This is a genomic window from Pseudomonas sp. KH_017 (assembly GCF_057840285.1).
The window spans coordinates 4,910,663-4,921,327 of the sequence record NZ_CM174509.1; the positions used below are offsets into that span (position 1 = coordinate 4,910,663).

Genomic DNA, 10,665 nt, shown 5'->3' on the forward strand with positions numbered 1-10,665 from the left:
TTCCTCCCGGTTCGATAAATCCGCATCCCTAGTTTCGTGCGCTGCCCAGCGCGGGGTGAACTTTGAAGCACAAGTCCTCAGCAGGCTCCCCCTGAAGCAGCACCATCTGCTCGGCCTTAGGTTCGGGATACTGGGCTACCTTTTTGTACGGCCTCCGCTTCGGCGTTTTGCACCGCGCTTTGAATATAGCCATACAACTCCACGCAGGCATCGGTATACGCTTTGAGTGCCCTATCGGCCGCTTCACGGGCGGCGGGTAAATCTTCGGGAGCGGCGACTTCGCGGGCCACCAATGCCTCATACCAAGCTGCTTCGGCTATCTGTACCGGGCGCAGGCCGGGCTTGAGATGTTCGCTGTCGATCATCGGCATGGCGGGGTTCCTTTCAGTACGTTATTCGTAACGCAGTGGTACTCGCTTGAGTGTACCCCTGTCGACCAGCCTGTCAGTTGTCGGGCCAGATACGGCACACTTTTAGCTGCGCAGCATCGATGCTCAGGCTGGCCCCGATCACTGCGTGTGCTTCGTCTAAAGACAAAAAATCAGCGGGGCTCTCATCTACTTTTACCGGACTCGTCATAGCACTGCTCCAAGGGTCAACTCCATCGCCAGTACAGCGGACAGCGCCAGCGTCATCACCAACGCGATAAACATCAGGCTCAACTCAGCGAGCTGCTTATAAAGGGGCATCGGCCGTTTCGTGATTCGAGCAATTGATCTATCAGTGGAAGCCATCACCCATCCTCACGTTTGCGTGGAACACGCACCACAGGCTTGACCTGGGCACTAAGGCGATGGAACTGTATGGTGATGTCGTTCGTTTCATTTTTCACCCCTCGCATCATGCCGAATCTGACGAGCCCCGCCGTCTCCATAATGTCGGGGACGACAGCTGCTACGGGTATCAGGGGAGGTGCAACTAATGAGCCATTTCAATAGGGCGAAGAAAAAACTCAAATGAATTAACAAGCTGGTTCTAAGGGTTTCAAGCGAGAGAACGGGTGAGGGGGATATTCCTCAAACTTGGTGGTAAACGCCTGGTTGGGTGGGGTCTAGTACCCCATTTATGGAGAGAGTAGCGACCCTGTTTCACCGACCGCTTTTGGTAGTGGCTGTTTGACCTGAGGCGACGTGGATTTAACTGGTCGAGAAGGGCCGCTTCAGTCGGTTTCAGCCGGTCGTAGAAGGCAGAAACCGGCCAGAAGCGGTTAGTCGCTAAAGACATATCAAAATCACTGATTGCTAAGGCAATCTGGCACTTTTTTGAGTTTGACTGGCTCTATATGTTGCATTCGTCGAGAAGCGCGTCCTGAAAATGGCATTTTCATTACAATTCAATGACAAGCGTTTCGGGCCAAAATATGAAAGTCAGAGCTACAGTTATATGCGAGAGAGATAGGGAAATCTTGTTCGTTCGCAAACCGAGATCAAAATGGTCTTTGCCTGGTGGCAAGGTGGAAGCTGGCGAAGCTATTGCTGGAGCTGCCGCTCGAGAACTCCAAGAAGAAACCGGGCTAAATGTTGATCAGCTCCTGTACATTTTTGAGTTCGATGCAGGCAACACACGCCACCATGTTTTTGAGGCTTCTGTTCCAGATGCCGAAAGCGCCGCACCTCAAAACGAGATCATTGAGTGCATTTGGCATTCCTTGAGTACGTTTCATGAGCTAGACACAAGCGATGTTACGAAATCAATTGTCAGGTCATTTCTACGGCGCCTTTAGTCCCCTCTGAATCATCCCGTCGCATCATTCTGAGTGCCCGCAATGGGTCGACTGCTGTCCTTCGTGACAGGCAGAGAACGGCCAAAAGCAGACGGTCACCTATGGGCAACTCCCAACCAACAGCAATCGTTGGGCAAATCGACTGAATTTGTTGAAGGCTGCGCAACGCCGATACGCCGGTTGAGTTGCTTCGGGCGCTCTGACCCATTTCGGATGGTGTTTCTCGACAGCCCGGTACGCCTCGCTATCTGATGCAGCGACATCTTGCCGCGAAAATACATCCGCAGAATTTTACCCACCATTTCCATGCTGTTCACCCTGTGCTGTCTTGTTCAAAAGTTGAGCAGAAGCAGTTGAACACCTAGGTCAGTTTTTAGTCGGCAAAATAGCCTTTATTGGGGAGGTTTTTCTTCAGTGGCAACAGCCAAAGCATCATATGTTCACTATTGCTCGTCATAATGACCAATAACTCGTCAAATCAACGCATTCTGCGTCTTATTGTCGCACACGATTGCCTCTAGACTCCTCTTCCCGGGAGCTCTAGCTCCTTGTTCGCCAAGAGCGCGAGCTTTTGGGTATTGCTTTTTCCAAAGTGATATATGAGCTCCATACCCGTGCTCATGTGCCACAAGCGCTTATTTTGGTCCTTAGGAATAAAAACAATGAAAAAAATATTTCTGACCTTTTCTGCATTGGCTTTGTGTGTGGCTGCCGGTTCTGCGCTGGCCAAGGAGTACAAGGAGTTGCGTTTTGGCGTCGACCCTTCCTATGCGCCGTTTGAATCCAAGGCCGCTGATGGCAGCCTGGTGGGTTTCGATATCGACTTGGGCAATGCGATCTGCGCCGAGCTGAAGGTCAAGTGCAAATGGGTTGAAAGCGACTTCGACGGCATGATTCCCGGCCTCAAGGCCAACAAGTTCGACGGTGTGATCTCTTCCATGACCGCCACGCCAGCGCGTGAGAAAGTTATCGATTTCTCAAACGAGCTGTTCTCTGGCCCGACCGCGCTGGTTTTCAAGAAAGGCGTGGCCCTCGGCACCGATCCGGCCTCCCTCAAGGGCAAGAAAGTCGGCTACGAGCAAGGCACCATCCAGGAAGCCTATGCCAAGGCCGTGCTGGACAAGGCCGGGGTAGAGACTCAGGCCTACGCCAACCAGGACCAGGTGTACGCTGACCTGATCTCCGGACGCCTCGATGCCTCAATCCAGGACATGCTGCAAGCCGAACTGGGCTTCCTGAAGTCGCCACCAGGCGCCGACTTCCAAGTCAGCGAGCCAGTCGAAAGCCCGCTACTGCCTGCCAAAACCGCCGTGGGTCTCACCAAAGGCAACGCCGAGCTCCAGGCCTTGCTGAACAAAGGTATCCAGGCACTGCACGACAATGGCACCTATGCGGCCGTCCAGCAGAAGCACTTTGGCGATCTGAATCTCTACAGCGGCAAATAATGACCCTGCGCCCATTTGCGAATGGGCACTTTTTTGACTGACGTAGGGCTGCTCAATGCTAGAAAACCTATTGCAGATTCTTGGGCTGTCAGGCTTTAGCCTTAAGGGTTTCGGCCCGCTGTTGCTGCAAGGCTCCTGGATGACTGTCAAATTATCCTTTCTGTGCTTGCTGGTGAGCGTTGGCCTGGGCCTGATCGGCGCCAGCGCCAAGCTTTCGAAATCAGCACTGCTGCGCGTCCCTGCGCAGGCCTACACCACGCTGATCCGCGGAGTGCCGGACCTGGTGCTGATGCTGTTGATCTTCTACAGCCTGCAAACCTGGCTGACCAGCCTGACCGAAGCACTGGGCTGGGACTATATCGAAATCAACCCCTTTAGCGCCGGGGTCATTACCCTGGGCTTCATCTACGGCGCTTATTTCACCGAAACCTTCCGTGGCGCCATCCTTGCCGTACCGCGAGGGCAGATGGAAGCGGCTACCGCCTACGGCCTGACCCGCGCTCAGCGCTTTCGCTTAGTGGTGTTCCCGCAAATGATGCGTTTTGCCCTGCCGGGCATCGGTAATAACTGGATGGTGATCCTCAAGGCCTCCGCGCTGGTGTCGATCATTGGCCTGGCCGATCTGGTCAAAGTGGCCCAGGACGCGGGCAAGAGCTCCTATCAGCTGTTCTTCTTCCTGATTCTGGCCGCCTTGATCTATCTGGTGATAACCACCGTTTCGAACTACGTCTTGCGCCGGATGGAAATCTTCTACGCCGCAGGCACCCGGGAGGCCGTGCGATGATCGAGCTACTGCAGGAATACTGGAAACCTTTTCTGTTCCAGGACGGCAATCACATCACCGGGCTGGCCATGACCCTCTGGCTGCTCAGTGCCTCGATCTTCTTCGGCTTCGTGATGTCGATCCCGCTGTCGATTGCCCGGGTCTCGACCAATGTCTGGGTGCGCTGGCCGGTGCAGTTCTACACCTACCTGTTCCGCGGGACGCCGCTGTATATCCAGTTGCTGATTTGCTACACCGGCATTTACAGCCTGGCCGCGGTGCGTGCTCAGCCAGTACTGGATGCGTTCTTTCGCGATGCGATGAACTGCACCATCCTGGCCTTCGCCCTGAACACCTGCGCCTACACCACGGAGATCTTCGCCGGGGCCATTCGCAGCATGAACCACGGTGAAGTCGAAGCGGCCAAAGCCTACGGCCTGACCGGCTGGAAGCTGTACACCTACGTGATCATGCCGTCCGCTCTGCGTCGCTCGCTGCCGTACTACAGCAACGAAGTGATTCTGATGCTGCACTCGACCACCGTGGCCTTCACCGCGACCATCCCGGACATCCTGAAAGTCGCACGGGACGCCAATTCGGCGACCTTCCTGACTTTCCAGTCCTTCGGCATCGCCGCGTTGATCTACCTGGCAGTCACTTTCTCTCTGGTCGGCCTGTTCCGCTTGGCTGAACGCCGCTGGTTGTCTTTCCTCGGCCCGGCTCACTAATTCAGGATGCTTGTTCATGTACAAACTGACCGTTGAAAACCTGCACAAAAGCTACGGCAACCATGAAGTCCTCAAGGGCGTTTCGCTGAACGCCAAGACCGGCGATGTGATCAGCCTGATTGGCGCCAGTGGTTCGGGCAAGAGCACCTTTCTGCGTTGCATCAACTTCCTGGAAACGCCCAACGACGGCGCCATGAGCCTGGACAACCAGCCGATTCAAATGGTCCATGACCACCACGGCATGCGCGTGGCCGACGCCAATGAACTGCAACGCATCCGTACTCGCCTGGCGATGGTGTTCCAGCACTTCAACCTGTGGAGCCACATGACCGTGCTCGACAACATCACCATGGCCCCACGCCGGGTGCTGGGCGTCAGCAAGAAGGACGCAGAGGATCGCGCCCGGCGCTACCTGGACAAGGTCGGTTTGCCGGCACGGGTTGCAGATCAATACCCGGCGTTTCTCTCGGGTGGTCAGCAGCAACGGGTCGCCATTGCCCGTGCCCTGAGCATGGAACCGGAGATCATGCTGTTCGACGAGCCGACTTCGGCCCTGGACCCGGAGCTGGTGGGCGAAGTGCTCAAGGTGATCCAGGGGCTGGCCGAAGAAGGCCGCACCATGATCATGGTGACCCACGAAATGAGCTTTGCGCGCAAAGTGTCGAACCAGGTGCTGTTCCTGCACCAGGGGCGGGTCGAAGAGCAGGGTGCGCCCGAGGACGTATTGGGCAACCCCAAAAGCGAGCGCCTGCAGCAATTCCTCAGCGGCAACCTGAAGTAACCGGAGCGCCTTCGAGCGATGGCAGGGTCGCTCGAAGGCGCTGGCTCAACCCTCAAAACACCCACGTTCAACCTGAGCAATCAGTGTTGCCGGCACCTCTGTGATGCTGTAGCCGCTGACGAGCCGCGGCCAACAGATCGGCCCGCTTCGCTTCAAAACAAGGAACTCTGTCTGCGCAGCCACCCACTCTGGAACCAGGATATCTACCAACGCCGTATTGCTTTGAGCACATCACCGGGAGCATGGGCGCCGCTTGTGTCACCGCAGTGAACGTCAGCTTCGGCGAACTCTTCAGTGCCACCTGCATCATGACGATGTCCAGATGTCGCTTCTTTTTGCCCATCATGCTGATTTTCATGGTTATGCATCTTGGTTTCACCACCATGCTGGTAGCCACCGCTGCTCGCGGCTAGCGCTCTGTATTCCTGAGCATCCATACCAGGAAGCTGCTAAAGAACGGCGACCATTCCCCAAATATAGGGATCGGCCATGCTTTTACCCCAGGCAGGCGTGCCCGTGGACTTGATACCGTGCTTGATGATCCAGAACTCTGCTGCTGGTTTCCATCGACCGGTTGAATCCACGGCCAAAAGCAGCCAATCGAAAGTGCCTGGGTATCTGGGTATCGCTTTAGCTATGCCTGAGCTGATACGCGCAAATTCGATTTTATTTGCGCTTTCCGCTTGATAAGTAACACCCATAGTGCAACAGTATTAGTAGAACGCCCTAACTGATACAGGCACCCATCATGTTCATCCGCGCATACCTCCGAGCATCCACCGAAGAACAAGACGCCAGTCGCGCCCAAGCCTCGCTTGAGCAGTTCGCCAGCGACCATAACAAGGTCATCGCGAGCGTGTATCTGGAGAATGCCAGCGGCGCCTCCGCAGACAGGCCCGAGTTGCTGCGTCTGCTCAAAGATGCGCGCAAGGGTGACGTGCTGCTGGTGGAGTCGATAGACCGGCTCTCCCGCTTGCCGGTAGAGGACTGGCAGAAGCTCAAGGCCACGATTGATTCCAAGGGCCTGCGCATCGTCGCGCTCGATCTGCCGACCAGTCACCAGGGAATGCAGGACACGAAGGGCGACGAGTTCACCGGGCGGATGCTGGGCGCTATCAACTCGATGCTGGTGGAAATGATGGCCGCCATTGCGCGCAAGGATTACGAGCAACGCCGCGAGCGCCAGGCCCAGGGTATCGAGAAGGCCAAAGCTGCCGGTAAGTATCAGGGCCGGCCGGTCGATGAAGATCTGCACAAGCGCGTTACGGAACTGCTCTGTGCCGGCCTTGGCATCCGCGCAACAGCCAGGCACGCCAACTGCTCAACCACCACAGTCCTCAGGATCAGGGACTTGGCCAGCGCCTGAAAGCACCAATAAAAAAGGCTTTGCGGCCAGGATCATAGGGGAGCGTCATGACGACCACCTTTTCCGATTTAAAATCTCATTACCCCTAGTCCGCCCCGAGTGTCCCGAACTACGGAAAGCATGGGCGTGACTTTTCGGGATATGACCTGTACAGGAGGGAGCCGCACCTGCGGTTACGGTAAGACAGTCTCCGGACAGCTACACTTGCCCGCCGTTAAAGCCCAAGCGATCCAAACTTTGTAGACGCTACGGATGATTGGCTCGCTGGTGTAGCGGGCGTATTGGAGGCGCTTGGCTTGAGCGTACTCTTCCGGGGTCATTACCGCCTTCAGGCGCCCCCCAGATCTTGCCAGGTTTGATCCTTGTAGCGGCCGAATTGGTTTGGGAACACGCCGTTGGCGATTTCCGAGGCGCCCCAGCCGGTGAACTTGGTCAGCAGCGCCTTTTCTTCCGGCGTGGTCTGGCGATTTTCGCTCAGGATTTGCTTGACCAGCTCAACGAGCTTGACGTTCTGCTCAGCCGTGGCTTTCCACGAACCGGTGCGCTTCAGCTCGCCTGGCTGAATCCGGTAGTTTCGTTGATCCGCTCTTGCACCTGTTGCAGGGCCACTCGCGGAATCGTCTGGAACTGGTAGTTCAGCTTGTCCCAGTCCTTGTGTTGGACGTACTGGTTTAGCGCCATCTGCCGGGCGCTGTCCTCGCTCTCCGCGTAGTCCGCCATCAGGCTGTTTACGAACGGCTCCAGCGTCCCTGCCCGCGTCATCCGCTTGACTTGCGCCGGGTTGGTGTCCGTCAGCATTTGCAGAATTGTCTGTCTTAGCTGTTCCGAGTTCATCAAGCGGAACCTCGTTGGTGTCTGGCGAGCCCAAACCGACTTCCGGGGCGTCAACGTCGAAGGCTTCAACTTCGGTGGCACTGCTCATGCCGGTAAAGCCCGTGGCGCGCGGGTCGTACTTAACGCCCATGTACCAGGACTTCAGGTTCGGTTTCACCACGTAGCCCAAGTCTTCAGCCATGGCCTTGGCGTAGACGTAGACGTAGACGTAAGCGGCAAAGGTGTGCGCGCCTTTTCCAATATGGTAGCCGGCCAGCGTAATGCCTGCCTGAATGATTTCCGGGTCGATGCCGCTGTTTAGCTGAGTCAGCTTGGCCTTCAGAATGGCGCGCGCCTTCTCGGCTGCGTCCTCGGTGAAAATCGTGTTCTAGGTGACGGCTGGATTCGCAGGAGCTTCGGCCTTGGCTATTTCTGTGTCAAAAGCGGCTACGCTGTGGTTGCGACATTGCACGCATTTGCATTCGTTCTGACCACCGATTGCATCGGATTTGACCAGCACGCTTCGTGGCCATGATCGGCAGAAAACGGTCAGAAGCGGACATAGACCTGGAGCCTAACTGACACTGTATGCCGGGGAACTAGCGTGGGAAGTTCAATCCGCTATCCGCTCCGAAAAATAGGGCGACTCCATTCGCCCATAGCGCCTCTCAACACACTTTCGAAAATTCTTTGCGATAGTGCTCTATAGACTCCGGCGACAGATAACTACCTGGAGACTCAATGAAACTCGAGAAAGCAACCCGTTTTAAAATGGAGTGCGAACAGGTAGTCTCCCGGGTTGCCTGTTTATATTCGTGAGATAAAAGACTTAGAATCACATATTCATATAAGTGTCCTTGGGCAACTGCATTGACAGGCATTTTTATTGCAGCATTAAAAATACCTATAGTGCATGCGCAATAATCCACACCTTTTTTATATTGCCCTCTAAATATACGACTAAACTCCTGTCGCCTTATAGGGTATCGACTTTTCACCGAGACATTTATTCCTTTTGATTTTGCATCTGCAGGAAACAATGAGAGTCCGTTTACCTGTGAGCTGGCACCGAGCGACGCTATCTTTTGCAGGCGCGGCAAGGTAAATTTAAGCTTACTTTTGAAACTCGCCAACGCCTGCATCTCATTTAGTGTAAGGATGTTCAGGGTTTTTGAGCAAAGCGCGTCCGTCCAAAAATCATTTTCCCAACTGTAACCATTCGTAGATAGTAGAAACTTACTCCCAAATCTACTAAATATCAAACCATCCAAATCCTTATCAATTAATACATAGGATCGTTCGGTTTTGTTTTTCACAATGTCGTCATGGTAATCCAAGGCATTATTTTTCCCGCCGACTAACTTAATCTTTACTGATTTACCCGGTAAAAAAGCCTTCGCCATTGCATCGTAGTATTTGTGATCGTAGGCTCTTAGATCCTCAATGGGTTCATTTACAAGGCAGCGACCCTCTATATACAATGTAAAATCAGCGCCAAAAAAAAGCGGGTAGTTCTTCATGCCGCCGGAGGAACGCATAAAGGTGCTCATCCCAGAATCTTCTCCATGTCGATTAGACAATCGGAGTTTTGTCCGACTATATCCGGGGAGTGAGTAGCAAAAATTATTTGTGCATTTTTGTTAAGACTAGAAATTGCTGTAGTTAGCAACTCTTGCCACAGTATGTGTAATGACAACTCAGGTTCATCAGCAATATATATACAAGGCTCTGAGTTCTGCAGAACCGCCTCACCCAAAATGATAAGAAGTTGCTTTTCTCCCGACGACAATGCCTCCAAGGGAATAACCTTCCCTCTCGAAGCAATTGTCAATTCATTTTTTTCTGAAACGGAAACGGCTTTTCTTCCAGCGAACAATTGGTTTATTAGCTCTAAAAAGGTATCCCTAGGTGTAAAAATTTCCGTTCGTTTTTTTTGCAAAGCCTTGTAGTCATCAACCAACGAATGGGCTCGCCAAGAGTTGTAGAGGGCAGCAAAAACATCGGGGCTCATAGATTTCGTTCGGTCAGTCTGAACAGCCCTTGTAAGTTTGTCGAAATGCGTTTTCAGTTTTGGTGAATATTGTTTGCTTTCCACCCCGAGGACTTCGAAAATCTCTCCTAGGGTTTTTCTTTCATCATCCATGTCGAGGCTTTTAGCAAAGCCAAAAATAAAGTCAAAATTTTCTGGTGTCAGGACTGACAAAAAGCTTTTACGCTGGAATTCCAACGTATGATCGGAGTACCTCTTCGCCAACTGAGAGAAATACCTAACAAGGTTGTTGTTGAGATCTTTGAGCTTTTGATCTACAGCAGGAAGATAACGACGCTCATCATTGCTTTTTAAGTCTTCAATACTTCGATGAAGAGGTAACCAAGAGACTCGTATCCGCTGGGCCAATGTGTTGCGAACCAGCTCAACTCTATCTCGATGCGCCCTGGCCATTCGCATCGACTGAGAACCAGTTGAAAACAAACTGTTGAATTCGAAGTCATCCACACCCAAATCAATTGGCTCTTCTTTTGACGAAGGCTTGTAATAATAATTTATTTTTGAAAACGGGCGACCTGCTCCGTCAGATTTAATTACTTCGATGGATGGGGTTTTCCTAGTTCCGCTTTCTTTTAATACTAAAGAAATTCTTTTAAAATCAAATCTCTCTAACTTCTCAAGGTCACCCGTTAATGCAGCAGCAATCAAATTTATTACAGTAGTTTTACCTGTGCCGTTTTGACCAATTAAAAAATTGAATTTCTCATCTAGGTTCGATTTGACTGTAGGCCCATCACCCCACAAACCTTCGATTACAAAAGACTTTAATATTGTCATAATTCCATTTCTCTAACTGTAAAATCCAATAGCACAAGCCACTACGGGCAGTGATATGTGTGAGAACTCAAAAGTAATAGCAACTGGCCACGCGCATCGTAATGCTGAAGCCTTCGAATGTAAAAGGGAGATTTGCAGAGGCAAAGGTAGATAGCAGCCTATTTAGGGTATAACAGGCAGCGTTTCGCACACATGTGTTCATCCACCATGACTTCCCCC

General features: G+C 52.9%; 10 protein-coding genes and 3 pseudogenes. 6 read left to right on the plus strand and 7 right to left on the minus strand.

What is annotated here, in order from left to right; translation table 11 throughout:
* Positions 1–116 precede the first annotated feature (116 nt).
* Positions 117–371: a hypothetical protein gene (locus AC3IT6_RS22295; RefSeq protein WP_489352839.1), complete on the minus strand. Its 255-nt coding sequence runs from the start codon at positions 369–371 to the stop codon at positions 117–119.
* A 989-nt stretch (positions 372–1,360) separates the two neighbouring features.
* Here AC3IT6_RS22295 and AC3IT6_RS22300 point away from each other — a divergent pair.
* A complete protein-coding gene (locus AC3IT6_RS22300) occupies positions 1,361–1,723 on the plus strand; it encodes an NUDIX hydrolase (RefSeq protein WP_489352841.1) in 363 nt (120 codons plus the stop codon).
* A 123-nt stretch (positions 1,724–1,846) separates the two neighbouring features.
* Here the strand turns inward: AC3IT6_RS22300 and AC3IT6_RS22305 are convergent.
* Positions 1,847–2,040: pseudogene (locus tag AC3IT6_RS22305) on the minus strand (helix-turn-helix domain-containing protein); the annotation flags it as partial.
* Positions 2,041–2,385: 345 nt separating this feature from the next.
* Between AC3IT6_RS22305 and AC3IT6_RS22310 the strand changes: the two are divergent.
* Genes AC3IT6_RS22310 through AC3IT6_RS22325 form a run of 4 tightly spaced genes read left to right on the plus strand, consistent with a single transcriptional unit; the run spans position 2,386 to position 5,440 of the window.
* Positions 2,386–3,168: a transporter substrate-binding domain-containing protein gene (locus AC3IT6_RS22310; RefSeq protein ID WP_223443179.1), complete on the plus strand. Its 783-nt coding sequence runs from the start codon at positions 2,386–2,388 to the stop codon at positions 3,166–3,168.
* 55 nt (positions 3,169–3,223) lie between these two features.
* Entirely contained in the window at positions 3,224–3,952 is a 729-nt protein-coding gene (locus AC3IT6_RS22315; RefSeq protein WP_489352844.1) for an ABC transporter permease, read from the plus strand.
* The gene (locus AC3IT6_RS22320; protein ID WP_046031502.1) at positions 3,949–4,659 is read left to right on the plus strand and encodes an ABC transporter permease; all 711 of its coding nucleotides are present in this window, start codon (positions 3,949–3,951) and stop codon (positions 4,657–4,659) included. Before AC3IT6_RS22315 ends, AC3IT6_RS22320 begins: the two co-directional genes overlap by 4 nt.
* Positions 4,660–4,675: 16 nt before the next feature.
* Positions 4,676–5,440, plus strand: coding sequence for an ABC transporter ATP-binding protein (locus AC3IT6_RS22325; RefSeq protein WP_046048975.1), 765 nt, complete (start codon positions 4,676–4,678; stop codon positions 5,438–5,440).
* A gap of 63 nt (positions 5,441–5,503) precedes the next feature.
* Here the strand turns inward: AC3IT6_RS22325 and AC3IT6_RS22330 are convergent.
* Positions 5,504–5,688, minus strand: a pseudogene (locus tag AC3IT6_RS22330) (efflux RND transporter periplasmic adaptor subunit); the annotation flags it as partial.
* Positions 5,689–5,784: 96 nt separating this feature from the next.
* Positions 5,785–6,000 (minus strand): annotated as a pseudogene (locus tag AC3IT6_RS22335) (c-type cytochrome); the annotation flags it as partial.
* Positions 6,001–6,188: 188 nt separating this feature from the next.
* Here AC3IT6_RS22335 and AC3IT6_RS22340 point away from each other — a divergent pair.
* Positions 6,189–6,806 carry a recombinase family protein gene (locus AC3IT6_RS22340; RefSeq protein ID WP_489352847.1) on the plus strand — a complete coding sequence of 206 codons (618 nt, stop codon included), beginning with the start codon at positions 6,189–6,191 and terminating at the stop codon, positions 6,804–6,806.
* 328 nt (positions 6,807–7,134) lie between these two features.
* Here the strand turns inward: AC3IT6_RS22340 and AC3IT6_RS22345 are convergent, their stop codons facing one another.
* From AC3IT6_RS22345 to AC3IT6_RS22355, 3 genes are all read right to left on the minus strand, one after another.
* Positions 7,135–7,821, minus strand: a complete 687-nt coding sequence (locus AC3IT6_RS22345) for a hypothetical protein (protein WP_489352849.1) — start codon at positions 7,819–7,821, stop codon at positions 7,135–7,137.
* 466 nt (positions 7,822–8,287) lie between these two features.
* Positions 8,288–9,169 carry a hypothetical protein gene (locus AC3IT6_RS22350; RefSeq protein ID WP_489352851.1) on the minus strand — a complete coding sequence of 294 codons (882 nt, stop codon included), beginning with the start codon at positions 9,167–9,169 and terminating at the stop codon, positions 8,288–8,290.
* Positions 9,166–10,446, minus strand: a complete 1,281-nt coding sequence (locus AC3IT6_RS22355) for an AAA family ATPase (RefSeq protein WP_489352853.1) — start codon at positions 10,444–10,446, stop codon at positions 9,166–9,168. The genes AC3IT6_RS22350 and AC3IT6_RS22355 overlap by 4 nt, the downstream gene beginning before the upstream one ends.
* Positions 10,447–10,665 lie beyond the last annotated feature (219 nt).